We start from the raw sequence: 25,457 nt of genomic DNA on the forward strand, positions 1-25,457 counted from the left end.
GCGGCTTACTCGGGTGTTTTGTCGCGGTCGAGTGGGCAACTGCTGCAATAGCCGATGCCGGGCAGGCGGTAGCGAATGCAGCAAATACGGCGTAACCGCTGCGGCTCGTCAGCGCCGACGTCCTTGTAGTACACCGGGGCGAACAGCGGGTTGCGCCGGCCGTCGGGGCGCAGGCGGCTTTCCAGCACGGTTCTGGCCGGGGCTGCGCAATCGGACGTTGCCAATCGATGCAGTTCGACTTGGGTAGTGGCGAATTCGAAGAGGTTGCCGGCGTTGCTCCAGAACAGTCGTGGCGAGGCTTTCGAGACGCTGGCCATTACCTCGATCACCGGTTTCAGATGCCGCTCGATCAAGGCGTCGAAGCGCGCGAAGGGCGTGCAGGGTGGCAGAACGCTGCCTTCATGGGGCAGGTGCAGGCCAAGCGGCTTTCCCGCTGCCGAGAGGGTGACGCCGACATCGCTCAGGGCGATAGGCAACTCGCGCTGCAAGAGCAAGCTGGCCGCCACGGCGGGTGCTATGAAGCAGAAATACCATTTCGACCAGATAGAGGTCAGCGCCATGAAATCGTCGCTGCCATGGCGGGCTGCCAGTTCACCAATGAACTCAGCGAAATAGTCCGGCTGAAACAGCTGCGAGCCGGCAATTGCCGGCTGTTGATCACCGGCCAGTTGCAGGTTTTCCCCATAGTCCGCCAGCGGGCCGCTGAACAGCGGGGCGAGGCTGGCGATCATCCTCGCGGCCCAGTGTCACCGTCAGGCGGCATTGCGCAATACGTGTTCAGGGAGGCTGTGGGTCGAGGCATAGTCAGTCGCTTGCTGTTGAGACTCGTTATCACTGGTGGTGATCAGTATAAACATACCGAGGGCATGCAGGCGAACTCTGTCTCTGACAGCGGGGGCCTGTGACAGCAGGGCGTGTAAACGCGTCACGCCAATACCTAATGATAATTGTTATTAACTGTATTATCCTACGGCCGCTCGTATGCAAAGCCTACGAGCACTCGCACCTTCAGTGGAAACGGAGTGGAACATGAGTCTGGACAGTCCTGACACGCGATTTTTGGTTGTAGTCAACGACGAGGAGCAGTATTCCCTCTGGCCGGATTACAAGGCAATACCGCAAGGCTGGCGCGCGGCCGGCAAGCAGGGCAGCAAGGAGGAGTGCCTGGCCTATATCGAGTCGGCCTGGACTGACATGCGGCCTTTGAGCTTGCGTCAAGCCATGCAGCCCCAGGATCGCGGCTGATGCCTTGCGCATCCATTGAGCGGGTCATGGCCTTGCAGGTGACGTTGCCCGGTAGCCGATAGCAGCAACCTGGAGCCGCCTGAGTTGGCTGGTCGTTCGCTGCATGAGGCACGTTCCGGCAGCGTCGTCAGATAACGCGCTATCCGCGCGACACGAGGATGCACTGATGAATGCAATCACCCCGATCACCAACACCACGCTCGAACTCCAGCACCGGCACAGCGGGCTAAGCCAGCGCTACTGCCTGGACAGCACGCCGGCATTGCAGAGGCAAATGCAGCGCGAGTCGAATGCGCGCAGCTACCCACGGCGCATACCGCTGGAGCTCAAGCGGGCGCAGGGCGTGTATGTTGAGGATTCGCGGGGGCAGGTGTACATCGATTGCCTGGCCGGTGCCGGTACCCTGGCGCTGGGGCACAATCACCCGGTGATCATGGAAGCGATCCAGAAGACCCTGGCCTCGGGCATACCGCTGCATGCCCTCGATCTGACTACGCCGATCAAGGATGCCTTCGTAGAGACAGTCTTCGATCTGCTGCCTGGCGACTTCGCCCGGGATGCGCGCATCCAGTTCTGTGGCCCCACGGGAGCGGACGCAGTGGAGGCGGCGCTCAAGCTGTCGCGCACGGCAACCGGGCGGCAGAGCATCCTGGCGTTCCATGGCGCCTATCACGGCATGACCCTCGGCACGCTGTCTGTGAGCGGCAACCTGGGGCCGAAGAATGCCCTGGGTGGGTTGCTGGCGGGGGTGCAATTCTTGCCGTATCCACATGACTACCGTTGCCCGTTCGGCCTGCGCGGCGAGCAGGCGATCGACGCCAGCCTGCATTACATCCGCCACCTGCTCGCCGACCCGGAAAGCGGCGTGACCCAGCCGGCGGCCATGATCCTGGAAACGGTGCAGGGCGAGGGCGGGGTGATTTGCGCCCCTGATCGCTGGCTGCAGGGGCTGCGGGCGATCACGCGTGAGCACGATATTCCCCTGATCCTCGACGAGATCCAATGCGGTATCGGGCGCACCGGCGATCTGTTTGCCTTTGAGCGCAGCGCCATCACCCCTGATGTGGTGACACTGTCGAAGGCCATCGGCGGTGGTCTGCCGCTGTCGGTGGTGGTCTACCGGGGCGAGCTGGATCAATGGCAACCCGGGGCCCATGCCGGCACTTTCCGAGGTAATCAACTGGCCATGGCCGCCGGCGATGCCACCTTGCGCTTCATTCAGCGCGAAGGCCTCTGCAGCCATGTGCGCAACGTCGGAGCACGCTTGCAGACGCTGCTGCACGGGCTGCAGGCCGAGTTCGATTGGATCGGCGACGTGCGCGGCCGTGGTCTGATGCTGGGCATGGAAATCATCGATCCTGCCAGCCAGGATGCCCTGGGCCAACCCGCTACCGATGGCGAGCGGGCGCGCAAGCTACAACGTGCTTGCCTGGAGCGTGGCCTGATCGTCGAGCTGGGCGGCCGGCACGGCGCAACCGTTCGCTTCCTGCCGCCGCTGATCATCAGCGAAGCGGAGGTCGATCTGGTTGGGCAGATTCTCTACCAGGCGGCGCAGAACGTGGGGGTCGTCTCCGCGAGCTGATGCAGGTAGGCCGCATGGTTAACCCATTCGCTTTTAAAGTCCTCCCCTGACGAATCAATGCCCCATGTATAGCTCTTCCCAATAACGTAAATCGGTGTCCAGTTTTTCGGGTGGTTTCTTGACTTCCACACTTCAAAAAAGCGGTCGGAACCCAAGAAATCCTCAACGACATAGAACAATGCAAAGAATTTCCTGTAGTGACTGTGTTCCGCATAACCTTTTTAAATGTCAGCGTAGTATCGTTTGTGGACTGCCGAGAAGGGGAGGTCGATCCGATGACTGATGGAACTCCGCCTAGGCAGAATCACGAATATTAGAACTGTATGTGCAGACTCATTCTTATGCCATAGGCATGGGGGATGCGGAAACATGGACTGGTTATGCCGCTAAGCGCAGATTTTCACGATACTCAATGGGACTGAGCGCGCCGAGCGAAATCTTTATACGTTTTTCCTTGTACCAGCGAATGTATGAATACAAGGCCTGAATGTACTGCTTGATGCTCGTTGACTGCCGGTTGCGAGGATTGAACCGCTACGTTTTCAATCAGCGCCGACACACTGCCTCCTGTCGGCATTGGTTAATGTATGTTTTTCCGAATTCTGCGGGTCTCTCGATGAGAATCCTTATCATTTGCTCGGTTTGTTGTTAGCGCCTATTGCTTGTGGTGCTAAAAAACCCTAACTTGCCCATCGTGATATCAATATGCGATTGTAAATAAGGATTTTTACCATGAGTTCACTTCAGCAACTGATTGCTCCTTCGCACCGTTTCGACCTCCAATTAAGCCCCGCTAACAGCTATGACGAAATCGAGCTGTTTGTCGAAGAGTTGTCGGATTCGCTGCATTTTGCCAGTGACTGTGCTTCCAGTATTGGTAGCGCCAGCACTACCGGTGGTTGTGCGGGTGGCTGTGTTTCGTCAGCTTCTACTGCAGGTACCTTGTCCTGCATTATCAGTACTGGCAGTTAACTATGCTTCACGAGGCGTTGCTTAAGCCTCTGATACCTTGGCTGAAAACAACTCAATCTGGATACCTGACGGTGTCCGGGCTTAGTCAGTCTTATGCCAAGGTAGAAGTGCTCAAGGATATCAATTTCTCCTTACATCCCGGAGATATTGTGGGTCTGGTCGGTCCCAATGGGGCGGGCAAAACGACCTTGATAGAAACCATACTTGGCTTGTTGCCGTTTGCGTTTGGTCATATCACGTTGTTAGGCGTGGATATCCGAAAGGGATTGTCTACGCAGGTTAAGCAGCGAATTGGTGTGGCGCCCCAATCGTTTACGCTGCCTGCCAATTTGAATGTCGCTGAGATAGTCGACATGTATCAAGTGGTCTATAAGAATGCTCGATCTGCAAAGCAACTTATACAGCAGGTAGGATTGACAGAGCAAAGTAAGGTTCGTTTTGGTCGGTTATCAGGTGGGCAGAAGCGGCGTTTAGCGTTGGCGCTGTCGCTGATTGGTGAGCCTGATGTCATGTTTCTTGATGAGCCGACCGGCGATATCGATCCTCAAGGTCGCCGCTTTATCTGGGATATTATTTTAGAGCAGGAACGCCAAGCCCAGCGTGCCGTGCTTATTGCGACTCACCAGATGGAAGAAGTGGAAGCGCTATGCAATCGTGTGATTATTCTTGATAAGGGGCTCATCCTTGAAGATGATCGCCCCCAAGCGTTGATCGCCAAGTACTGCCCTGACCACTGCATTAACTTTATTACGCCTGCCGGTCTGACTGATGCATTGTTATGTGCCATTCCGCAGGTTGAAATTCGTACTATCGCTGAAGACCCGTATCATTGTTCCGTACGCCTGAAAACACGTAATGTCAGTAGCGATTTATTGCACGTTGCGAATCTTGAAAAAAGCCACCCTGGAATAATCATCCAGCTTCAGATTGCGAAGAGCACCCTCGAAGATGTGTTCATTCAACTGACAGGAAAAGCCCTGCGCGACTGAATCCAGCACGAGTATCGAGGTATTAAGGATGATGCCATGAAGTCTGTTTTAACCGTTTACGCCCGATTGTCCCTGTCTGCCTTCAAAGAGTATTCGCGCGACCTGCTGCCCCTGGTTTTTTCTTTTGCCCTGCCTATGTTTTTTATTATTACCCTGGGCAACAGTTCGGGAACACCTGACAGCGCCAGTAGTATCAAAGTGCTCGTCGTTGGCAATGAAGGCGCCGCCAATCGGGCGTTCAGTGCATTGACTGAGCAGCCGTTGTTTTCGGTAAGGCGAGTTGCGAGCGCTGATCCTGACCTTGTCATCCAGCAACAGCAAGCCACTCTGGTCATCGCTCCAAGCGGTCAACCCAATCCGCCACTGGCGCTCTACAGTACGCGGCAGGGGCAAAGTCTAGCGCCGCTGATTGACAAGCTGCTTGCTGCGCCCGCGGCCGCCACTACCTCTCTGCAACCTCGACTGGTTGCCGAAAACGGATTTGATTATTTCAAGTTCCTGTTCCCCGCCACTGTGGCGTTATCCCTGCTTCAAGTTTCTTTGTTCGGTACAGCGGCACCCATCATTGCGGCACGGGAAAAAGGCATTTATCGGCACTTTGCGGTAGTGCCTATGCCGCGACTGGCGTTATTGATCTCTCAACTCAGCGTGCGCCTGGTCATCGCCATTCTACAAGTTATGTTATTGGTAATCGTCGGGTGTTTGTTTTTTCGAGTGCGCATCGAACAGCCGGTAGCCTTTGGCTTCGTATTGCTGCTGGGTAGCGCAACGCTCGTCACTTACGGTTATGCAATTGCCGGCATCTTCAGTTCATTAAACCTTGCGAATGGTTTTTTATTATTATTGAATTTCTATTGCATGAGTTTTGGCCAGTTGTTCAACGATATTAGTCAGGGGCAGTGGAGTTGGTTGATTCCGACGACACCGGTGGGGCTACTCTCGGACGCATTGCGGCAAGTGATGTCCGGGCTGGAAGGCGTCTATTCGCTTTCAACCAGTATTCTCGGATTGATTGCCTACCTGATGGTTTCGGCATTTATTGGCGTTAAGTTTTTCCGTTTCAGTCCCAAGGTGAAGTGATGGAAGCAGTTCAGTTGTCGGGTGCACTCAAGCCATTGGAATGGCACTATTACAAGATTTACGTTGGAGGGAACCATGATGCGCTCGATTTTGTTATAACGGACTGTCTGGCGAGTGCGCTGACTCTTGTAGAAAGTGGCAACTGGTTTTATTTACGCTACTTCGATGAAGGAGGCCTGCATTTGCGTTTGCGTGTGCACCTCCACGGCGGTGAGGGCAGTGCACAAGAGCGAGAGTTTTATCATCAGTTGCATGATGGACTTTCGTTGCTTTCCCAGCGCGTCCCCTCGACGTATGTGCCACTGGTGTCTTTCGATGGTTATTCCGTTTTATCGTCCGGAGAAGATTCTTCGATCTATTGCTGCCGCGATCGATATATTGCGGAGTTGGATGTTTTTGGCGGCGAACACGGCATGCCTATTGCCGAAGAAGTTTTCTGCCTATCCAGCGATATTGCCCGTGAAGTATTGCTGCGCGAGTCTCAGGCTGAACTGAGCCGCAAAGACTCTGTCCTGCCTTTTTTTGTAGAGACACTGCAGATGTTTTTGTCTGAGGATGCCTGTGCCGAGTTTTTAGAGCGTTATTCAACCTTCTGGCTTTCCGGCAATCCGGACATCGGTAATTACAAGTCGGCTTTTATCGATAAGGCAAATGCAATGTTGGATGCAAACGAGGCAATTGTCCCGCCAACGCAATCCCAACATCCTTCTATGGCAACACTGATTACGCGTTGGCATAAAGCTATGCGCAATGCGAGGGAGCGCTACAAAAAAGAGTGTCCGCTCTATACCCCGATGCTCGCCGATACGCTGGCCTTTTATTTCGCTCATTTAATGAATAACCGTTTGGGGTTCACCACGTTGGATGAATCTTATCTGGCGATTTTGCTGGCCAAGACTTACGAGCGTGGATTGCACCATGCATCCGCATAATTTTGCGGTTAGCAAAGACCTGGTGGACAAGTACCCTTTTCTGTCGCTATTGGCCCCAGCGGGAGGAGTGGTCAGGTCGGTGCAGACACATTCTTCTCAAGAAATGCACGTACCTCGTTTTCATTCGTTTATTGCGCATTTGGGTAATCTGAATCTGGCTTTTCCCCATGTTTCGGACTACCACGGCAATCGCTCTGGCCGAGTAGAAATGGCCGGGTGCGGGGCCGACGAACGTCCGGAGCTTGCAATGGTTCGTGCTGTCGCCGAAGCAGCAGAACGTTATTCGATGAGCGTCTTCAACAAAGACGACATTGTCACGGCAAGCTTTGCAGAGGTGGGGTCACAAGGCTTGAGTTACGAGAGCATTGCGTGTGGCTCTGCTGCCGAGTACGCGGACCCGCTCAGCCCTTTGAAGCGAATTGACCCGCACGCTCCTGTGCGTTGGGTCTACGGTTATTCGCCGTTGGAAAACCGGCGTAAGCTGGTGCCGCTGATCATGACGCACTTGTTTATACGCCCTTGGCCAAGTGAGCACTTTTGGTTACCCATCTCAACCGGTGTCGCTGCGCATACTGACTTTGCCCAAGCGGCGGTGGCGGCTATCTGCGAAGTCATCGAGCGTGACGCCATCGCCTTGACGTGGTTGCTTCGGCCTACGTTGCCCCGTATCTGGCTGGACGAACCGGCCCCGGCAGAGCATGCGGAAAAGTTCTATCGACTGCGCGAAAGCGGTCTTGAGCAGATGTTCTTCGATGCCACTTCAGAGCTGGGTATTCCTACGGTGTATGGCTTGCAGCTTAAGGAAGGCGATCCGCAAGCGGCGCAATTTATCAATTGCACCACCGGCTTTAATCGGTGGGATGGTTGCGCAAAGTTGATCCGCGAAAGTGCCATGGGGCGCTCGATATTAGCACTGTCGTTACCCATACCCGATGACATGCGTGACTTTGTTGAACTGGAACATGGCGCAATTTACATGGGGCGCGCGGAGCAGCGCCCAGCCTTTGATTTTCTGACGGGCTCTAACGTGGTGATGCCGATCTCCCGGATGAGTCAGCCGAACGTTGTCACGCCGCGCGAACAATTGCGCTACCTGTTGGAGCGCTTGGATGCAGCGGGCATGGAAGTGGTGTTGGTTGACCTGACTACCGATGAATTGCGCGACGCAGGGCTAAGGGTAATTCGCGCTGTAATCCCTGCGCTGATGCCAATGTCCGCTACTTACCGGGCAAGGTATCTGGGTCACCCTCGGATTTTGCAGGCTCAGGCCAGGCAAGCCGAACAATCGGGACGCGCAGTCGAGATCAACCCCTACCCACAACCGTTTGCCTGAGGAACCTGCCATGTTAGTCATCCATCAAGGCGGGTTTGGTCTTGCCGTTGCCCAGGCATTGTTAGAGCGTTGCGTCAGCGGTCGTTCGCTGAGTATCGACGATGCGCTTTCCCACCGCTGGGAAGATGAGAGGAAAGACACATTCGTCGCCTTGGCATTGGGCAGTCTGCATCCCAGTCGAACACGCCGCCTCGCACAGGTGCTTTGGGAGCGGAAACTGACGCATTCGGTCGTGATGCTATCGGATCAAAATCTACTGATCGGACCACTGGTGGCGCCTCCTGATGGGCCATGCTTGCGCTGCGCGATGGCCCGCAGTCTGAGTATGTTCGATACCCCACAGAACGCCAGGCTCGAGAGCAATCGCCAGCTTTACATGGAACACACAGGCACCGCGCAAATACCCGGTTACTTACCCAGCCAGGTGCAAATGGCTGCCGTGAAACTGCTGCAACATGCAGGCGCGGCCCCCGAGCATAGAGGGCGACTGACGGTTATCAGCCTTAATGGCAGCTGGTCGGTGCACACCCGCATAACGGCGTTGCATGGCTGTACTTGTCGTGGCAACACGCTGGTCAGTGTGGCAGAGCGCTGGACTGCGCAATTGGAACGTGACATCGAGGTCGCGCGGCAGATATGAGCGAATGGAGTATGAGCGCGAACCTTTCAGGGCAGCAGTTCGGCGGGCAAGATGAATTATTGGAGCGACTGCCTGCACGCCCAAAGCTATTGCGTGAGTTAGTCGTGGTGCCGGCTGGGCCCGATGCGGTGACTTTTTATGGCACTCAGAAACCACAAACCCTGCGTTGCCCACAGGGGCTGAAGAAACTCAGTGAGTTGCTTGCTCTGCTGGACGGCCGCCACAGTCTCGACGAAATTTCACAAGACCTGGCGTCGCACTTCAGTGGCGGTGTCACAGGGCTGGTATCCCTGTTGTTTCGCTATGGTTTGCTAGAGGACGGCGACGCGCAAAGCGGCAACGATGAGCCTGTGGGCTGCTATGCCGCGCGCTTCTGTGGTTCCTCCGGATATCATGCAAACCGTGACGCAGCCATAGCCCAAGCCGATGCCGTCCGATTACTGGTGGCGTGTCCTCAGCCTGTACGCGCCGCGTTATGCGCCAGCCTTGGAGGCGGCACGCTGGGAACGCTTCGCGTAGTACACAGCGCTGCTGAGGTGGCAGGTTCTGAGCATACTCATGCCCTGCTCGTACTCTCGGGTGGCGTTGAGGATGAAGAACTGCTCAAGGTCGCCGATGCGTTGCATGCCTCGAAAAGACCTTATTTCATCGGTACGCTTGGCAGCGATTGCATGCATCTGGGGCCCTTGGTGTTGCCTGGGCTGTCCGCAAGTCATCGCTGCGCCAGGTTGCAACTCAGCGCACCGGCGCCCTTGGCCGACCCGCTGGAAGCGGAGTTCCAGTGTGCTTACATTGCCCATGAGTGGCTGCAGATTGCATTGGGGTTGTTGACCGAAACCTATCTGAACAAAGTTCGCGTGCATCCTGTTGATAGTCGCGGTGCCTATCCCGTCAACAAACCCATCGCGCGAATCCCCGGCAGCCTTTTTGGAGGGCTTGCGACAGCCGCCTGCCTGGCTCCCGATGATCCGGCGTTTGCCGCTTGGGTGCATCACGTCAGTGTGCGCATGCCTCCCAAGGAGTGGCTAGCTCCGCGCCTGTTCGAAGGCCATTTCAAGATGGCCAATCTAAAGCTTTATGGTGCTCCCGTCACCCGCAGCTATGCGCTGGGAACCCTGACGTTGCCGGCGGCGGCCGAACTTCCTTCACACGCTGGAGGATCGAGTGTGCAAGCAGCGTGCGACGAACCGTCATTGGCGCAGCTGGCGGCGATTCTGCTGTATGCAGTCGGCGAGCAAACGTTGGAAGACGGCAGCCGACGGCGCATCGCGCCCTCGGGGGGAAGCCTGCGCTCATGCAGTTTTTATGTGTTGGTCAATCATTTGGCGCAGCTGGCATCCGGTCTTTATCTTTACGACGGTGAGACTGACTCTTTGATCCCTGTGAAGGTCGCCAGTCTTGTTGCCTTGCGCCAGTTGCTATACGGGACAGAGCACGCACCGTGCCCTGTTTCGCTAGTCGCCTCGAGCCACTTGGGCCGCGTACGCAACAAGTACCAGGATTTCGGCTTTAACCTTGTGCATTGGGATGCCGGTATTGCCTGCCAATACGCCACTCTGGTGGCTTCTGTCTTCGGGTTGAGGGTCGTGCAGCCCGCCTTGCTGCAAGCCGAACGCTGTGCTGAGTTGCTGAACCTCAACACGCAGGAACATGCCCAGATCGCCAGCAGCGTTCTGCATCTTGGCGGGCCGATGTCGGCCCCTGCCAATCAGCTCTTGAGTTCGAGCAGCAGTACCGCGCAGGAGCTGTTGATCGGCGCCGGCCATACTCGTGCGTGTCACGTTGGACAATCCCTTCCAGGCTGGGTGCCTCCAAGCCCAGAGGGTCGCGACAACACGTTGGATGTTGCCTCTTTGCTGCTGGGCCGTCGTGCAACCTATCGTTACGCCGAACAGCCGATCAGTACCTCGTGCCTGGTCAGGCTGGTTGTCAGTGCTCATCGGGCCTTGGTTGCTCACCAAGAACGGGGAGGCCCGAGACTGGACGTCTGGCCCTGGCTGCTGCTGATGCGCCCTGATGGGTCCATGACGCCGGGCATCTACGATTGCCGCAAACCTGCTCCTGAGCAATGGGTGCAGCGCGCAAGCCCGCTGACCCCGGCGATGTTCGCTGAATGCTTCAATCAGCAGGGCTTTCAAAAAGCGGGCGCAGCGTTGGTTTTCATGGCGGATCTGGAGCAAAGCTTCAGTCAGATGGGGCGACCGGTCTACTCACTGCTGTTGCAGCAAGCGGGCGGCGCTGCGGTCGCCACTTGGCTGGAGGCCCTCGCCATGGGGTTGGTGGGTTGCACGGTGGGTGGAATTATTGAGGCTGGCTTCATGCGTCTGGCGGGTACCGACGGCTACTGCGAAACACCGTTGTTCTCATTGGTATTGGGCCATCCGATCGAGGACGGCGCGTGTTGACGTACGCAAGCGAAGCATCCCCCGCCTGCTCATTTAATTCGCGGGTTATCGATGTACAGCCGGATATCGACACGCTGATCCTTGTCGGTGACATGCATAGCCGACCATTAAAGCTGGCAGGTCTTTCCTGCACGCTGGCGTTGGCGATCAAGCGCGGCGCGAGTGAAAGCGAGTTGATCGCCATTTTGGGCCTGGCCTATCCCAACCATCCTGCGGCGCATCATCAGCGAGCCTTGCAGACGTTTATCGGTAAATTGCGCACCGCCGGGTTGCTTGACGAGGATCAGGTGCGCTCCATGGGCCGTTGGTCGATGCCTAATCCGGACCCGTTGGCCGAAGTTCTGGCAGGGCGCTTGCTCACCCTTCCTGCGCGCTTGCGTCGTTGGTTGTTGCGCGGCGCGGTGATCGGGAGTGTGGTAATCATTCTGTTGGCCCTGCAACACCAACCCCACTGGCGCGAATGGGCTCTTTCAACGCCCGTCCATTGGGCAGCCCTTGGCGTGGGAGTGCTGGCGTGGCTGATCCTGCATGAATTGGCGCATGCCGTGGCTTGCCGCATGCATGGTTGCCCCGTGTCGGGCGCCGGGCTGATGCTCAGAGGTTTCCTGCTGCCGTCGCCCTTTATCAATACGTCGGCGATTCATCTGTTCCCTGGTGACGCGATACGTCTGCACGTCGCCATTGCGGGCCCCGTCCTGGATCTGCTGCTGGCCGGCGTGCTTGCCGCCGAGTTGATGCTCATGCCACCAGGCAGTGCTACTGCGGTTGTACAGGCGCTGTTGCAACTGGTGTTGCTCGGCCTGTACTTCAATCTCACCCCATTTCGAATCTCTGATGGGCGCACGGCCTTTGACGTGTATTTCGGCGACATCCGACAGACTTATCAGCCGCGATGGGGGAGGGCGTCTATGTCGGTCATGAATGTTCGTCGCAACGCCTTTGCAGCCTATGCGGCGCTCTACATCATCGTCACGGCTTTCGTCATCATCCAAGTCGCCGGCTGGGCCATTCAATGAGCACTTACGAGACGTGTGCGCTGCCTTCCAAGGGCGTCCAAGATGCAACCACCGAGCTGCGGATCATGCCGTTCGTACTGGTACGCATCGCAGGTTTGCCTGCCACTCACGGCGTTGAGTTGCCTGGGCGGGAAGTCAGTGAGATTGCCGCGCGGCTGCGCTCTGTCGTGGAGCAATTGCACGTGCTGGCCCTTAACCTGGTCAGTGCATTATTCGATGCTGTCGCGCAGCCCTCGGCAACGGCCTATCGCGCAGGGTTATTGCGGGCAAAACGGCAGGTCTTCAACGGCGTTGAACTGCTGGCGAGCGCCGAGCTATTGGCATGGCTCGAACAGCAATTGCCCAATGTTCTCGCACTCTGCCAAACGTATCAGCAGGTATTCAGGACGCGTGCCGAACTGCAGGCGCGTCTGGAGTCGAGCTGCGCTGCGCAACAGGAAACCACTCGAGCAATCTTGCAGGACGCACTGGCGCAGCCGGCTTTCAATCGTGCATTAGGACTGGCCGCGCCGCGGCTGCTGGCCCAATTACAGCTGCCCCTGCAGGCGCATCCGCGCAAACGACGCAAGCAATTGGAGCGCACCGTGATGGCGTTCATGCTGCGTGCGGGAATGAAGGTCAGTCCCTTCAGTAGTTTTGCCTCCACCTGCCAAGCAAACCTGGACCCGACCTGCGAACTGGGCCACCTCCACGCTCATGGCCAAAGGTTGCAGGCAACGTCGCGCTTAAGCCGAAGCGTGGTCGTCGCATTGCGCGAGCAGTTGGCCGAGAGTTCGCTGGCTGACAGCAACAAAGTTGAATTTTGTCTGAATCCAAGCCTGCGTTTTTTGCAGGACGAAAACGCTTTTTTGCGATCGCTTCGTGCCCATGGGCGCGATTATCAAGTGCGGCGCGGCACGCTGTGGAGTGAGGAAAGTTTGCTCAATGCCAGGCTGGCCCCTTCGCTGTGCGCGCTGTTGCAAGGATTGCCCGCGTGTTTTGGTCGGGAAGATTTTTTGCGGCGTCTGCGCCAGATTGAGCGGGAACCGCAGAAAGCTGAACGCCTGCTTAAACAGCTGTTACGCAAAGACATCCTGCGCCTGCTCCCGCAATGGCAGGCACAGGATGATGCACCCGCTTTATTGTTGGCCGATGCCATGCAAGAGCACCCGCAGATGACCGAGCTGGCAGGCCAGCTGCGCCAACTCGATAACCGTGCCCGCACCTTTGCCGACACGCCCACATCCTTGCGTCCTGCATTGCTCAATGAGATTGAGGAGGGCATCGCCGAGCTGCATACTCGACTTGGCAATCGCCACCCTCCACGGCTGGCCAGCAGTGTCTATGAAGATGTGCGCAATAGTGGCCTGACCCTGAGTTTCGGGACGCGGTTTGCCGAGCAGACGTTGCGTCGTGTTGCTGATGTGGTGGGTCGGTACGCGACTATTTCGGCCGAATATCTATGGCTGCGTGAATGCTTCATTGAGCGATTCGCAGAAGGAGGCTGCTGCACGGACGTCGAGGGTTTCTTGCGTGACGTGTGGCCGGCCTACTTGGCGTTGGGACAAAACATTCTCAATGGCAACGTTCCACGCCCGGCTCTTGGCCGCGTCGCGCCAGCAGCATTGCGCCTGCCCTTGACGGTGTATTTCCAGCTGGTAACGCCTGACCTGGACGAGGCCCTTAACGGCAAACCGCTGGTGGTGATAAATGGCGCGTACCACCGAGCCGCCTGGCAACTTGCGCGTGGGGCCATTAACAATGGCACGCAGCAGGATCCCTACGAAACTCAGTTGCGCGATTGGATTGTGGACGTTCATCGCCCGATTGCTCCAGCGACCGTCACGGTCAGTGGTGAGTCAAGCAATCTGCAAGCACAGCCGCGGTTGTGCGAGCGGCAGTTATGCCTGGATGAGCAACCTATGCAGGACAGTGACTTGCTGTTGCGGGATATGCAATTGATCCACAACGCCGACACCGGCCTGCTTGAGCTGATCGGCCCGGATCATCAGCCGCTAGCGTTGCAGTACTTGGGCGGCGCTTCGCCGCTGCCGGCCTGGGGGATCAAGTATCTGCTCACGCTGCTGGTCGAGCCCGTCCAGATCGGGCGCCCAGGCGCTGAAATGGTGAGCGCAGGCCACCTCGACGCTGACTTTCGCCACCAGCCACGTCTGGAAGACGACGGCTGTGTGCTGTTGCGGGAAACCTGGTGGTTGCGCTCGCGCATGCTGCTTGAGTGCCTGGAGGGCCTCAGCAGCTCGGCACAGGTCGCTGCGCTGTTACGGCTGTGTGCCGAACATGGCATCCCTGAAGACGTGTTTGTGAACGGTCAATTCGACGATTTTTTTGGTTGGAAATCTTTCGCCGCCGCCAAAACCCGCAAGCCGTTCTGGTGCCGCCTGAGCAATATCGCGTGCATGGACTACTTGCTCGGTTTGGCGCGGGACACTGATTGGCTGGTACTTCGCGAGGCGCTTCCGGCGCCACAAGACAGCTGGCTGAAGATTGACGATAAACCCTGCGTTACGGAGATGCATACGGAAATGGTGCTGGTGGGTGGGCATATGGCCAATGGATGGATCAAATGAGCAGCAGCCGCGATCCTTTGGAGTTATTGAACCGTCCTGTCGGCGCCTTTACGGATGCGTCGGTGCCGGCGGTGCGGCATCGGCCTCGCTGGTTGTGGCTATTGCTGCCGGGCGCAGCGGCGGTCGCCTTCTGTGTATTTTCTGCGCAGCCTCAACCTGTGCCTTTGGCCGATAAACGCGAGGTCGGCACACCGGACTCAGTGGAAACGGCCCCTGTACCCGGTGCGGCCACGCAAATCACCGCTGCAGGTTTTATCAAGGCCGATCAGTTGGCGACGGTTTCCGCCGAGGTGACCGGAACCTTGAAGAAAACCTATGTACGACGCGGTGACCGGGTAAAAAAAGGCGATGCCATTGCCGCTTTGGATACGGCGTCCTTGAGCAGCCAACTGAAGTTTGCGCAAGTTCAACTGAAAGTCGCGCAGAACAACGAGCATCAAGCGCGTGAGCGCTTGCCTCTGGCAGAGGCGCGTTTCCGGCGTATTGAGTTGTTGAAGGACGAACAAGTGGTGCCACCCCAGGACTACGAGGATGCCAAGTCCGAAGTCACCGAGCGCCGTGCGGAGGTGCAGCGCTATGGGCTCCAGGCTGAGTCTGCGGCGATTGATATCCAGGGTCGCCAGATCGATTTGGAGCGCGCGACCATCCGTGCCCCATTCGATGGAATCATTGTTTCCCTAGATGCTGCCGTGGGTGAGGTGGTTTCACCGGTTTCCGCTGCCGGCGGCTTCGCCAGAACGGGCATTGCGACATTAGTCGACACTCGACACTTTTATGCCGAGGTCTGGGTACCTGAAAAGTCCCTGGGGAAACTCGAAAGCCGGCAACGTGTTTCAGTCAAACCCGATGCGTTGCCTGAGCTCGCGGTGGGCGGCAGTGTTGCCTATATATCGCCACTGGTTGACGAGCAACGGGCTGCCGTACTGGTGCGAATTGCCCTGGAGCAAGCCCCGCAAGCCTACAAACACAACATGTCAGTACACGTTGATTTCTTATAAGGAATGCTTTTTTGCAGACGCCCTCAGACGATGAAATCGTGCTGCGCCTCAACGGTGTGGCGCGTGCGCATATCAAAGGTCGCGAACGTATCCGCGTACTGCAGGGCCTGGACCTTGAGGTGCAACGTGGCGAGATGGTCAGCATCATGGGGCCTTCCGGTTCGGGCAAGTCCACGTTGCTGGACGTCATCGCCGGGGTGATCCCGTCTAATGAAGGTGTGGTGGAGCTTGCCGGTCATCGCATGGACGGTAAAAGCGAGTCACTGCGCACCCAGATACGCGCTGCCCATATCGGTTTTGTTTTTCAGTTCTACTGCTTGATTCCGGCTCTGACAGCGGAGGAAAACGTCATGCTGCCGCTGCACTTGTGGAAACTGTCTCGCAAGGAACGGGCACTGCGCGCCGATGCTGCATTAGAGGTGGTGGGCATGACCCATCGGCGGCGTCACCTTCCGGGTGAGCTGTCTGGCGGTGAGCAGCAGCGCATCTCGATTGCCCGTGCAATTGCAGGCAATCCGGACGTGCTGTTATGCGATGAGCCGACCGGAGACTTGAATAAAGAGACTGGCCTGGAAGTGATGGCGATCATTGAGCAATTGAGTCACCACTATCGCAAGGCGGTCGTCGTCGTGACCCATGATCCGAATGTCGCGGCATTAGCCGACCGACATTTGAGGCTGCAACATGGCGTGCTGGTTGATGACAGGCCGAATCTGCGATGAGCGCCAGACTGACCTATATCTGGCGAGGCTTGCGTGGACATCGCGCGCGCTTTGTCCTAGTCGTGGCCTTTATCGCGTTTGGCATGTTGTTACTGCAGTTGGGAGCGGCGCTTGATAACGTCTTTTCCACGCCGCAGCAGGCTCAGACGGACCGAAGGTTGCTGGTTGTCAACGGGCTCAGCCCGCAGATGCCGCTGCCCGATGTGTATTTGGGACGTATTGCCGACCTCGAAGGGGTGGCCGCGGTTACGCACGTCACTTGGGTCGGTGCTTATTTCCGTCATCCCAGTTGGGTGGTGCCTGCCCTGGCGGTGGACAGTGCCAGTTTTCTTACCTTGAATCCCAGCTTACAGGTGGCGCCCAACCAGCTCGCCGAATGGCAACGCACGCGCGATGGCGTGCTGGTGGACCAGCGTTTTGCACAGTTGTACAACCTTGCCGTGGGCGATCGCCTGCCACTGCAATCCAGCGTCTGGGCTATAGATAATGGCGGCCTGCTGGATTTGCGCATCGTGGGAATTGTCATTGATAACACGCCTGAGAACCGTCCAGGACTGTATCTGCATTACAACTTTTTTGATTCCAGCCGCCTTGAAGGCAAGGGCTTGACCAGTTACTTCCTGATCGAGCCGAGTCAGGAGGCCGATGATGGGGCGCTGTCTCAACGGGTCGACGTCCACTTCAGCAACGATAGTATGCGCGGCACGACACAAACGGCTTCCCTGCAGGTGCACATGCGCCAGTTCACCGCGCGCCTGTTCGACTTCGGGCGCGCCATCGCTTTCGTCAGTTACTGCATCTGCCTGTTATTGGCTATTTTGCTGGCGGCCAATCTCTACGTGATCACGCAAAAATCCCTGGCCGATTATCAGATTTTTTACCGGCTCGGATTTTCTCGGCGCTGGGTAATCGTCACCGCGTTTTTTCAATTAACCAGTTACATCGTGTGTGGCGTGTTAGTCAGCATTCTGCTGGGGATTGCTATCCAACGCCTTATCGTATGGTTGCCCGTGGCGGTGCCGGGGGAGATCAGCCTTCATCCGGCGGACTATCTGCGGCTCTTGGCCGTGGGTGGTGTGTTGACCGTGGTCTGTACCGCACCGGCGCTCAGCCGCTTGATCCGCAGAGGTTTTTCCCAATGACTCGCGCTGGACAAACCGCCGCAGCGACTTCGACGTTGAGTAAAACCTGGGTGCTGGTGGTGATCTACCTGCGTCAGTTGCTGCGCAAACCGGTGTATCTAGCGGCAATAGTGCTCAGCTTTACGGTGGTCATGGCGGCCGTGGTCATGACATTCGCCGTACGTGAAGGGTTGCGTGCGACGCTGGATGCCAGTAGCCAACCCGGCTGGTATTTCATGATCAATGCGCACGCCAATACGGAATTGATGAGCCAGGTCACGCGAGCACAGGCACTTAACCTGGAGCAATTACACGACGCCGACGTTGCGCATGTGCGTGGTTATTCCGCGGAGTTGGCGATGCTTACCCGCCAGAAGGCCGACGGGCGCGATAAGGAGCTTATCGTGCGCGGCGTGACTGACGGGGCGTTCAGTCTGGTCAATCCCCTCAGCGGTGCGAACTATGCGCGGATCATCGAAGGTCGAAGGTTCCAGCCCGACAAAAATGAAGTCATCGTCGGGGCCAGTCTACGTAACCACTACCCGGATTTTGCTGTCGGGCACAGCATTCTGTTGAAAGGACAGCCGTGGAAAATCGTCGGTGTATTCACTTCGGGAGGCTCCGTTCGCGAGTCGGAGTTCTGGAGCGACTTGGTTCATCTGCGCACTGATTACGGCCTGGCCCCGGTCTACAGTGTCATCGCATTCGGCGGGCCGCCGGCGTCGGCGGCCAGATACAACGCAACGCTTGCAGACCTGGAAAAAGACACGCTGACCATACGCGACAGCCGTGAGCACTATGCTGGGCAGGCGCAGGACTTGATTGATCTGGTCATGTACTTTGGCCTCGCATTCGCGGTACTCGTCGGCATTGTGGCGGCCACGGGCGTGGCGGCGTTGATCGAGTCTTTATTGATGGACAATGCTGACGATTTGCGTGTGCTGGCGTTGATCGGCTTCGGCCGTGAACGCCTGATCGCCCACCTCGCGCTGATTGGGTTGCTTGGCTTCGCCGGTGGTGTGCTGGGGCTATTCATCTGCCTGTTGTTGTTCTCCGGCATGACGTTTACCACTTACAGCCAGTCCAGGGAACTTGCCTTTTCGATCTCTATCAATCGAGAGGTCATAAGTGCTTCACTCGCCTATTGCGTCCTACTCGGTATGGCTGCCGCCGCCTTGGTGATTCCACGTTTGCAACGTAGGGCCCGGCATGAATAGTCGCTTATCTTGCGTACCTTTGATCCCGCGGGCGTGCATTTTTGGCAACCCCGCCAATGCCCATCCGCAGATTGAACCCAATGGCCTGCGCCTGGCTTGGCTGGCTCCGCACCATGGCGTGGTGAGTATATGGATCGCCCCCATCGACAGGTTGCACGACGCCCGGCCAGTCACGAATGCAGGCACTCGCGGAGTCGGTCTGTATGCCTGGACTTATCTGCCAGAGCATCTTGTGTATCTGCACGACGCAGAAGGTGACGAGAATTACCACATCCATTGCGTCAATACCGAGACTGGGATCGACCGTGACTTGACGCCTTTTGCTGGCGTACGTTCGACGATTGTCGCCATAAGTCGTGAATGTCCGGGCCAGATTCTGATCATGTGCAACAAGCGTTCGCTTGAGCATTTCGATCTGTACAACCTGGACCTGCAGAGCGGTCAGTATGTGCATGCGCTGGAAAACCCAGGGTTCATTTCCTTTGTGCTCGATGGTTTGTATCAGCCTCGTTTTGCGACCCGCTTAGCCGATACCGGCGAGCTTGAGATTCTTCGTTATCAGGGCGCGCAAGGGTGGTCGCCGTGGCTGATTTTTCCAATCGAGGACGTGCGCGTATCCAGGGCACTGATGTTGGCCAAGGACGGAAAACGGCTTTTTCTGCTCGATAGCCGCCAGCGAGATACCGCCGCCTTGACCTGCGTCGACTTGGAGTCGGGCCACGTGCAGGTGATAGCAGAGGACGCTGGAGCGGACATTTGCGACCTGCACTTCGATCTGGTGACCCAGGAGCCCATCCTGTACGGCGTTACGCGTGAGCGTCGGCGTTACACGGCACTGAATGCCGATATACAGGTGGATATCGACTTTCTGGCAGCCTCAGGCATCACCGATTGGCAGTTGATCAATCGCAGTAGGGATGATCGCTTATGGATCATTTCCACTTGCATCGATTGCCGACCGCCGACGATTCAACTGTATGACCGCAATACTCGATTGCTGACGACGGTGATGAGTGCCGAAGCGTATTTCGACACCTCGACACTGGTTCCCATGCAGTGCGTCAGCTTCCGTGCACGAGACGGTCGCGCCTTGATCGCGTATCTCACGCGTCCACCTGCAACCACCGCTCGTGGCCCGATGGTGCTGCTGGTTCACGGTGGACCTTGGGCTCGCGATGAGTACGGATTCAATAGCTACCATCAATGGCTCGCCAATCGCGGCTACAACGTGATGAGTGTGAACTTCCGTGGCTCCACCGGGCTGGGCAAAACCTTCATCAATGCCGGTGACGGCGAGTGGGGGCGCAAGATGGACGATGACTTGCTCGACGCAGTTGAGTGGGCGGTATGCGAAGGCGTTGCCGACCCGATGCGCGTGGCGATCATGGGCGTCAGTTATGGGGGCTATGCCGTTTTAGCGGGCATGACCCGTAGTGCTGATCGCTATGCCTGCGGCGTCGACCTCTGCGGGCCCACCAATCTGGAAACCTTCATCGACTCGATCCCTGTCTACTGGGCGAGTCTGCGGTCCGCATTCATACAAGCCATCGGTGATCCGCAAACCACAGCAGGCCTTGCACTGCTGCGAGAGCGCTCGCCGATTCATCATGTGCACACACTCAGTAAACCGCTGCTTGTGGGGCATGGCGCCCATGATGTGAGGGTGCGTCGAAACGAAAGCGATCAACTGTGCGAGGCCTTGCGCGCCAACGATATCCCCGTGACTTATCTGCTTTTTCCTGACGAGGGCCACGGCCTGCAACGACCGGGCAACATGCTCTACTTCAATGCCGTCGCCGAAACGTTCCTGGCGCGGTATCTCGGTGGGCGCGCAGAGCCGATCAGTGACGAAGAACGCAGCAATAGCAGTGCTCAGTACCTCATGCAAGCGGAGGACGATTGCCGATAGGGATCGGCTGCAAGACCCATAAAAATATAACGATGAAGTACTAACCGAGATTCCCCGATGGATCAAAATATCTTTAACAAGGATGTGATGGCCTTTAATCAAAGGCATTTCCTGCGCAACACGCTCTCTGTGCTGTCTTTGTACTGGAACAGCGAAGAGAAAGTCTTTGCCTGGTGCGCTTCAGTTTCATTGGTTGTGCTCTCGCTGCTCGCCGTTGTGACGGCGTTGGCGATCAACGAATGGTACAAGCACTTTTACAATGCTGTTCAGGACCATGACGCGGCACAATTCTACCGCCTGGTGTTGGTGTCGCTGGCCATCATCTCGTTTTCCGTCGCACGATCCGTTGTGATTACGTATCTGGTCGACGTCTTTGCACTTAAATGGCGCCGCTGGTTGACCAACCACTATCTTAGCGAATGGGTCGTCACCTCGAGTCGGCCTGACCACGTGGAGCATTGTGTCGATAATCCTGATCAGCGAATCGCCGAAGACATCAATAAATTCACCTTTGAAACCATCGACCTTGCCTGTGGCCTGATTTACACGCTGGCGAGTGTCATATCGTTCAGTGTGGTGCTGATCGGCATTTCGGGCGATGCAACGTTCGCGGGCATTACTATCCCGGCCTACATGTTCTGGGCTGCTATTTTGTATGCCCTGGTGGGTACCTACATCAGCCAGAAAATCGGCTTCAAACTGGTGTCGCTCAGTAGCAACCAACAGCGCTCCGAGGCGGACCTTCGTTATTTTCTAATCCGCTTTCGCAATGCGTCGTCTATTCCCGAGGCCGGCACCCGTCGACACGCCGAGAAAAATCATCTAAGCGAAAAGCTTGAAGTCAGCCTGGCCAATATGCGCCTGACCATTGGCGTAAAAATGCGTTTGTCGCTTTTCACCGAAAGTTACAGCCAGCTGTCTCTACTGTTCAGCAGTTTGTTGGCTGTGCCGCGTTTTTTTTCCGGCAGCATCATGTTCGGCGATGTCATGCAGATCAACTCGGCTTTCGGCAACCTTTGCGAAAACCTGAGTTGGGTGATTAACGCCTATCACCGGCTTGCCGACTGGAAAGCCACCACCGATCGACTGATTTCATTCGATGGTGCCCTTACATCGGCCTCAGTGGCGGGGTGTTATCCAGGTTTTATGGGCGGCTCAAGCGTCCTTCCCATCAATGAGCCCATCAGGGAGGGTGCCCATTCATGATAGCCAAGCAATTGAAGGACCTGCCGGAGGTGTTTGTGCCCTTCGAAACGACCAGGGTCGATGGCGGTGAGGTCATTTATCGTAATGGTGAAATCGACTGCGGCCTGAGCCATGCCGAGTTGCTTTCTGAATACAGCTATATCGTCAGCGAGCCACCTCACGCCGCTGATTACGCCCTCGACAAGAAAGTTTTTTTTGCCGAGCGCTACGGCGGTGATGGCTTGTTGAATAACGGCGGCGGCGGGCGGTGTGGTTTCGATGGGCGCTTTCATTCAAAAGGTATTGGGCCTAATCCTTTGGTCGGGATCAGGCCACCGGATGGTTATGGCAACTCGCATGCCAATGGCTTTCTTTCACTGAATACGGCGGTGTATGAGTCGATTTGGGCAGAAATCATTCATCTTGCGCTTCCCTATGGCGCCGTTAGAACCGTGGCAATCATCGATCTGCGTGTGGAGTTTGAAGAGCCCGATGAACGCCATCCACGCGGCTTATTGGTCAGGATGCCTGCCGTGCGGCCGGCTCACTTCATCAGAGCCATTTATTACAAGGAAAAAAAATTCGACGAACTGAGCGAGGACGCCAAACGCGTCAAGGCCGCGGTGAACAAGTTAGTCGCGTTTTTACCGCAATCGAGTCTGACTCAGCCGTCTGAAAGTCTTACTGAGCGACTGGGCACAGGGCTGGACGAGCTGGCGAAGCGCTACGCCCGGCAATTTGCAGTGGCTCGGGCAAAGCGAATTTTTCATCAAAGTATCAGCGCCTCCAATGTAACGCTGGAGGGCGCCTGGATGGACCTGGCAGGGGCTACCGCGTTTTCAGAGCGTATGTGGTGGGAGGGCTTCACGGTCGGTCAATTCACGACGGAATATCTGCCGGCCCTCGGCAGTATTCAAGAGATGGGCTATTACCTTGGGAAGTACAAGGTTGTCAGCCCTGAAGCCGCACAAACCATGGTCGACACAGCGCTGGCGAGCTTTTCAAACGAGTATGAAGTAACGCTGTCACTCTACACGGCGGTGAGCGCTGGTTTCCCTTTGTCGCTGCTTGAGGATGTCGTGGCTGATCGATTGTTTTTGGAATTCTCGACGTGTTTGAGCGCGGTATTGGCGTTCGATACCTTTGAAGTGATTTCTCTGCACACCACCGCAGGCTGGCAGGGTTACGAGTATTGGGCCGCTCGGTTATATATTCAGTTATTGAAGAACAAGAGCACGGATGTCATTCAGGATTTCAGTTGGGCGTGTTCCGATGTTGCGTTGGTCAGAAAAATGGTAGAGAGCTACGATCGTCTTTTTGAGCTGCTGTTTTCCAAGGCGCAATCATTCGAGGTCAGGTATAACCATTTTGTTGCGTATATGGCGATGAATATCACGCGCTTGAACCGGCGTGCTTTTGTTTTGGAGCTGGCGCCGTTGCGGCAAAAAATAGCCGCGGTTAACCGTGCAGACCCTGATGCCTATCCACGATTATTTAATCAGGCCGTCAGTGCAGCAACGCTCGCCTTTTGCGATGAGCGCGACTTCACCACTGTGTTTTGGGCCAGTGGGAAAACCATCATCCGATTTAATGCGCTGGATGGACGCTTTTACATCGAGAACGAGAGCGGGATGCAGATGCACGCCAATGGGCTGCATGAACTGGACCTGCCAGCGGATGTGATCAACGACGCTGTGGCTTTTTATGCCGACGTGGAGGCGTTATTAAATGCGTAAAAAAGTTAAGGTTTTTACCCTTTGTCGAAAGCAAAGCTACGTCGATAAGGCCGCACTGATAGGGTTTGCCTGCTGGGTTGCGATGGAAAGCCAGATGAAACGCGAGCTTAAGTTGATGGATGTCCGGGCCTGGATTGTACCGGCCATCAATCATCAGCAAATACTGTTTTTCTTTGACGATTTTGATCGGCCGATTGGCTATATCACCTGGGCCAATTTAGCTCCCGATACCGAACAACGGTTGTTGAAAGCCCCTGATTTTTCGCTGCACGACGCTGAGTGGGATGAGGGGCGCCGCACGTGGATTATTGACTGTTGTTTTCTGGAGGGCAGGGCAGGGCATGCCGAACCGGAAATCCACCGATTATTGAAGGCTGAAGGGATTGATAAGATTTTCTGGACGCGCCGAGACGAAAACAACGCAGTGAAGGCCATTATTGAAAACGTGCTTCATTAAGCCCGGACGTGTCTACGAAACTTGGGGTGATTCACACTGCATTAAATAGAGGTTGGCCACCAGCTGCTGACTAGATTATCCAATGAGCGGCTTCCCTGTAGTTGTTGAGTGATTGCTCAAAAAAGAGTTGCCATGCGTGTCAGCTTTTGTGAAGAGAGATCCAGATCAGGTGATCTTTGCGAGCTGGCATAGCGGCCACTAACCGCAATGCTGAAAAAACCGCCCTACTAGGGCGGTTTTTTTGCCCTCAGAAAAGTTAAATTTCAGTCATAGGTGATGGCACTGCAGATGCCTAGCACGACTTACGACGCAAAAAACTACGATATTTGAAGGCCGCTTTGATCATTTCAAAACCGCGAACAGTTTTCTCACAGATGATCGAATCTGGGAGCGCGCTGGACTACCGTTTACTAGTCGGCGGGTAAATACTCGTAAGGGCCAGGAGGGCAGTGATGGCGATGCAGTACGGTTCCCGAGTCCTATCTGCCATTCCTATATTTGTCGGCAACGAAATCGGGAATCAGCGTGAATTCTCGATGAGTCGTGATTAGGTAAACAGAAGCTAATCAGATGGGCGAAATGAGTAGGGCTACACAAGCTCTTCGTGCGGCTCGAAAGATTGTATTTTTCACGGGGACAGGTATTTCAGCAGAGAGTGGCATTCCCACTTTCGGGGATAAGCTCACCGGGCATTGGACAAAACATGATGTATTACACCTACATGGAAGCTTGGCCACACCGATCTGCTTCGCATGCAAGCGTCCTGCAAATCTGATCGTGCCGTCGAGTTATGGCTGCCCGCCGACCGGGCCGACCCAACAGTTGCTTGATCAACTCGGGCGCCACGGGCAGCGGCCGGCGCATATCCACTTCTTCATCTCGGCCCCGGGTTATCGTCACCTGACCACGCAGATCAACCTGTCGGATGACCCGTACGTGCACGACGATTTTGCGTATGCCACACGCGATGAACTGATCGCCGATGGCGCTGGAGTTGGGCGTGCAAGGGCGCTTTGCGCGGATTGATTTCGACTTTGAGCTGCAGGTGGCCGCTGCACCGGTAGAGCAGAAGCGCATGCAGCGCGTTCGTGCGCTCGAGAATTGAGCGCGGTAGGGCAGGTGAGTCTCTGAGTGTTCGGGATTACGGTGTGTCGGTCAGTCTATCGACCGATAGATCGCAACGGGGGCGCAAGCAGACTTTAGTTGCATTGCCTGGTCAGCGGATGCTGACCAGGCTTGGCGCAGAGGCTTTTTGGAGAAACTCAGCCGAATTGATCTGCATATTCAACTACGGCTTTAGACTTCCTGCTACGTGTTAGCTGATAAGAAAAAATTGCCAGCCACATGAACC

20 protein-coding genes and 2 pseudogenes are annotated in these 25,457 nt (G+C 56.3%); 20 read left to right on the forward strand and 2 right to left on the reverse strand.

Annotated features, from left to right (window positions below; translation table 11 throughout):
- Positions 1–5 precede the first annotated feature (5 nt).
- Positions 6–731: a siderophore-iron reductase FhuF gene (gene fhuF / locus J1G34_RS17435; RefSeq protein ID WP_065892699.1), complete on the reverse strand. Its 726-nt coding sequence runs from the start codon at positions 729–731 to the stop codon at positions 6–8.
- A gap of 298 nt (positions 732–1,029) precedes the next feature.
- Between fhuF and J1G34_RS17440 the strand changes: the two genes are divergently transcribed.
- Together J1G34_RS17440 and J1G34_RS17445 are read left to right on the forward strand one after the other, a co-directional pair.
- A complete protein-coding gene (locus J1G34_RS17440; RefSeq protein WP_065892700.1) occupies positions 1,030–1,245 on the forward strand; it encodes an MbtH family protein in 216 nt (71 codons plus the stop codon).
- A gap of 166 nt (positions 1,246–1,411) precedes the next feature.
- On the forward strand, positions 1,412–2,827 hold the full coding sequence (locus J1G34_RS17445) for a diaminobutyrate--2-oxoglutarate transaminase (protein WP_083216557.1): 1,416 nt from the start codon (positions 1,412–1,414) through the stop codon (positions 2,825–2,827).
- Between the two features lie 378 nt (positions 2,828–3,205).
- Here J1G34_RS17445 and J1G34_RS17450 read toward each other — a convergent pair.
- A pseudogene (locus tag J1G34_RS17450) lies at positions 3,206–3,358 on the reverse strand (IS3 family transposase); the annotation flags it as partial.
- Between the two features lie 201 nt (positions 3,359–3,559).
- On the opposite strand from J1G34_RS17450, the gene J1G34_RS17455 reads away from it, so the two are divergent.
- The 18 genes and pseudogenes from J1G34_RS17455 to J1G34_RS17540 all read left to right on the forward strand — a co-directional run.
- Positions 3,560–3,799: a hypothetical protein gene (locus J1G34_RS17455; RefSeq protein WP_128876559.1), complete on the forward strand. Its 240-nt coding sequence runs from the start codon at positions 3,560–3,562 to the stop codon at positions 3,797–3,799.
- Positions 3,800–3,801: 2 nt separating this feature from the next.
- On the forward strand, positions 3,802–4,788 hold the full coding sequence (locus tag J1G34_RS17460; protein ID WP_065892701.1) for an ABC transporter ATP-binding protein: 987 nt from the start codon (positions 3,802–3,804) through the stop codon (positions 4,786–4,788).
- Between the two features lie 36 nt (positions 4,789–4,824).
- Entirely contained in the window at positions 4,825–5,868 is a 1,044-nt protein-coding gene (locus tag J1G34_RS17465) for an ABC transporter permease (RefSeq protein ID WP_065892702.1), read from the forward strand.
- Complete coding sequence (locus J1G34_RS17470) at positions 5,868–6,800, forward strand: lantibiotic dehydratase C-terminal domain-containing protein (RefSeq protein ID WP_065892703.1); 933 nt, start codon at positions 5,868–5,870, stop codon at positions 6,798–6,800. Before J1G34_RS17465 ends, J1G34_RS17470 begins: the two co-directional genes overlap by 1 nt.
- A complete protein-coding gene (locus J1G34_RS17475) occupies positions 6,787–8,133 on the forward strand; it encodes a YcaO-like family protein (RefSeq protein ID WP_163001654.1) in 1,347 nt (448 codons plus the stop codon). The genes J1G34_RS17470 and J1G34_RS17475 overlap by 14 nt, the downstream gene beginning before the upstream one ends.
- Positions 8,134–8,143: 10 nt before the next feature.
- Positions 8,144–8,773 (forward strand): hypothetical protein, encoded by a 630-nt coding sequence (locus J1G34_RS17480; RefSeq protein ID WP_065892705.1) that lies wholly within the window; start codon positions 8,144–8,146, stop codon positions 8,771–8,773.
- An 11-nt stretch (positions 8,774–8,784) separates the two neighbouring features.
- On the forward strand, positions 8,785–11,178 hold the full coding sequence (locus J1G34_RS17485; protein WP_065898009.1) for a SagB family peptide dehydrogenase: 2,394 nt from the start codon (positions 8,785–8,787) through the stop codon (positions 11,176–11,178).
- Positions 11,172–12,194, forward strand: a complete 1,023-nt coding sequence (locus J1G34_RS17490; RefSeq protein ID WP_158254522.1) for a zinc metalloprotease — start codon at positions 11,172–11,174, stop codon at positions 12,192–12,194. Before J1G34_RS17485 ends, J1G34_RS17490 begins: the two co-directional genes overlap by 7 nt.
- Positions 12,191–14,761, forward strand: a complete 2,571-nt coding sequence (locus J1G34_RS17495; RefSeq protein ID WP_158254523.1) for a lantibiotic dehydratase — start codon at positions 12,191–12,193, stop codon at positions 14,759–14,761. The genes J1G34_RS17490 and J1G34_RS17495 overlap by 4 nt, the downstream gene beginning before the upstream one ends.
- Complete coding sequence (locus tag J1G34_RS17500) at positions 14,758–15,759, forward strand: efflux RND transporter periplasmic adaptor subunit (protein WP_065892709.1); 1,002 nt, start codon at positions 14,758–14,760, stop codon at positions 15,757–15,759. Before J1G34_RS17495 ends, J1G34_RS17500 begins: the two co-directional genes overlap by 4 nt.
- Before the next feature lie 11 nt (positions 15,760–15,770).
- Positions 15,771–16,481 (forward strand): ABC transporter ATP-binding protein, encoded by a 711-nt coding sequence (locus J1G34_RS17505; RefSeq protein WP_065892710.1) that lies wholly within the window; start codon positions 15,771–15,773, stop codon positions 16,479–16,481.
- Positions 16,478–17,623 carry an FtsX-like permease family protein gene (locus J1G34_RS17510; protein WP_065892711.1) on the forward strand — a complete coding sequence of 382 codons (1,146 nt, stop codon included), beginning with the start codon at positions 16,478–16,480 and terminating at the stop codon, positions 17,621–17,623. Before J1G34_RS17505 ends, J1G34_RS17510 begins: the two co-directional genes overlap by 4 nt.
- Positions 17,620–18,819 carry an ABC transporter permease gene (locus J1G34_RS17515; RefSeq protein ID WP_065892712.1) on the forward strand — a complete coding sequence of 400 codons (1,200 nt, stop codon included), beginning with the start codon at positions 17,620–17,622 and terminating at the stop codon, positions 18,817–18,819. The genes J1G34_RS17510 and J1G34_RS17515 overlap by 4 nt, the downstream gene beginning before the upstream one ends.
- A complete protein-coding gene (locus J1G34_RS17520) occupies positions 18,812–20,728 on the forward strand; it encodes a S9 family peptidase (RefSeq protein ID WP_065898006.1) in 1,917 nt (638 codons plus the stop codon). Before J1G34_RS17515 ends, J1G34_RS17520 begins: the two co-directional genes overlap by 8 nt.
- A gap of 57 nt (positions 20,729–20,785) precedes the next feature.
- Entirely contained in the window at positions 20,786–21,934 is a 1,149-nt protein-coding gene (locus J1G34_RS17525; RefSeq protein WP_122461780.1) for an SbmA/BacA-like family transporter, read from the forward strand.
- Entirely contained in the window at positions 21,931–23,649 is a 1,719-nt protein-coding gene (locus J1G34_RS17530) for a hypothetical protein (protein ID WP_222994409.1), read from the forward strand. Before J1G34_RS17525 ends, J1G34_RS17530 begins: the two co-directional genes overlap by 4 nt.
- Positions 23,642–24,106 carry a toxin-activating lysine-acyltransferase gene (locus tag J1G34_RS17535; protein ID WP_222994410.1) on the forward strand — a complete coding sequence of 155 codons (465 nt, stop codon included), beginning with the start codon at positions 23,642–23,644 and terminating at the stop codon, positions 24,104–24,106. Before J1G34_RS17530 ends, J1G34_RS17535 begins: the two co-directional genes overlap by 8 nt.
- 774 nt (positions 24,107–24,880) lie before the next feature.
- Positions 24,881–25,211, forward strand: a pseudogene (locus J1G34_RS17540) (dioxygenase family protein); the annotation flags it as partial.
- Positions 25,212–25,457: the final 246 nt, after the last annotated feature.

The sequence above is a fragment of the Pseudomonas sp. Wu6 genome, assembly GCF_019891515.1.
Lineage (GTDB): Bacteria > Pseudomonadota > Gammaproteobacteria > Pseudomonadales > Pseudomonadaceae > Aquipseudomonas > Aquipseudomonas orientalis_A.

Coding starts and splice junctions, on each gene's coding strand:
- fhuF (WP_065892699.1), bottom strand. CDS start 731: ATGATCGCCAGCCTCGCCCCGCTGTTCAGCGGCCCGCTGGCGGACTAT.
- J1G34_RS17440 (WP_065892700.1), top strand. CDS start 1,030: ATGAGTCTGGACAGTCCTGACACGCGATTTTTGGTTGTAGTCAACGAC.
- J1G34_RS17445 (WP_083216557.1), top strand. CDS start 1,412: ATGAATGCAATCACCCCGATCACCAACACCACGCTCGAACTCCAGCAC.
- J1G34_RS17455 (WP_128876559.1), top strand. CDS start 3,560: ATGAGTTCACTTCAGCAACTGATTGCTCCTTCGCACCGTTTCGACCTC.
- J1G34_RS17460 (WP_065892701.1), top strand. CDS start 3,802: ATGCTTCACGAGGCGTTGCTTAAGCCTCTGATACCTTGGCTGAAAACA.
- J1G34_RS17465 (WP_065892702.1), top strand. CDS start 4,825: ATGAAGTCTGTTTTAACCGTTTACGCCCGATTGTCCCTGTCTGCCTTC.
- J1G34_RS17470 (WP_065892703.1), top strand. CDS start 5,868: ATGGAAGCAGTTCAGTTGTCGGGTGCACTCAAGCCATTGGAATGGCAC.
- J1G34_RS17475 (WP_163001654.1), top strand. CDS start 6,787: ATGCATCCGCATAATTTTGCGGTTAGCAAAGACCTGGTGGACAAGTAC.
- J1G34_RS17480 (WP_065892705.1), top strand. CDS start 8,144: ATGTTAGTCATCCATCAAGGCGGGTTTGGTCTTGCCGTTGCCCAGGCA.
- J1G34_RS17485 (WP_065898009.1), top strand. CDS start 8,785: ATGAGCGCGAACCTTTCAGGGCAGCAGTTCGGCGGGCAAGATGAATTA.
- J1G34_RS17495 (WP_158254523.1), top strand. CDS start 12,191: ATGAGCACTTACGAGACGTGTGCGCTGCCTTCCAAGGGCGTCCAAGAT.
- J1G34_RS17500 (WP_065892709.1), top strand. CDS start 14,758: ATGAGCAGCAGCCGCGATCCTTTGGAGTTATTGAACCGTCCTGTCGGC.
- J1G34_RS17510 (WP_065892711.1), top strand. CDS start 16,478: ATGAGCGCCAGACTGACCTATATCTGGCGAGGCTTGCGTGGACATCGC.
- J1G34_RS17515 (WP_065892712.1), top strand. CDS start 17,620: ATGACTCGCGCTGGACAAACCGCCGCAGCGACTTCGACGTTGAGTAAA.
- J1G34_RS17520 (WP_065898006.1), top strand. CDS start 18,812: ATGAATAGTCGCTTATCTTGCGTACCTTTGATCCCGCGGGCGTGCATT.
- J1G34_RS17525 (WP_122461780.1), top strand. CDS start 20,786: ATGGATCAAAATATCTTTAACAAGGATGTGATGGCCTTTAATCAAAGG.
- J1G34_RS17530 (WP_222994409.1), top strand. CDS start 21,931: ATGATAGCCAAGCAATTGAAGGACCTGCCGGAGGTGTTTGTGCCCTTC.
- J1G34_RS17535 (WP_222994410.1), top strand. CDS start 23,642: ATGCGTAAAAAAGTTAAGGTTTTTACCCTTTGTCGAAAGCAAAGCTAC.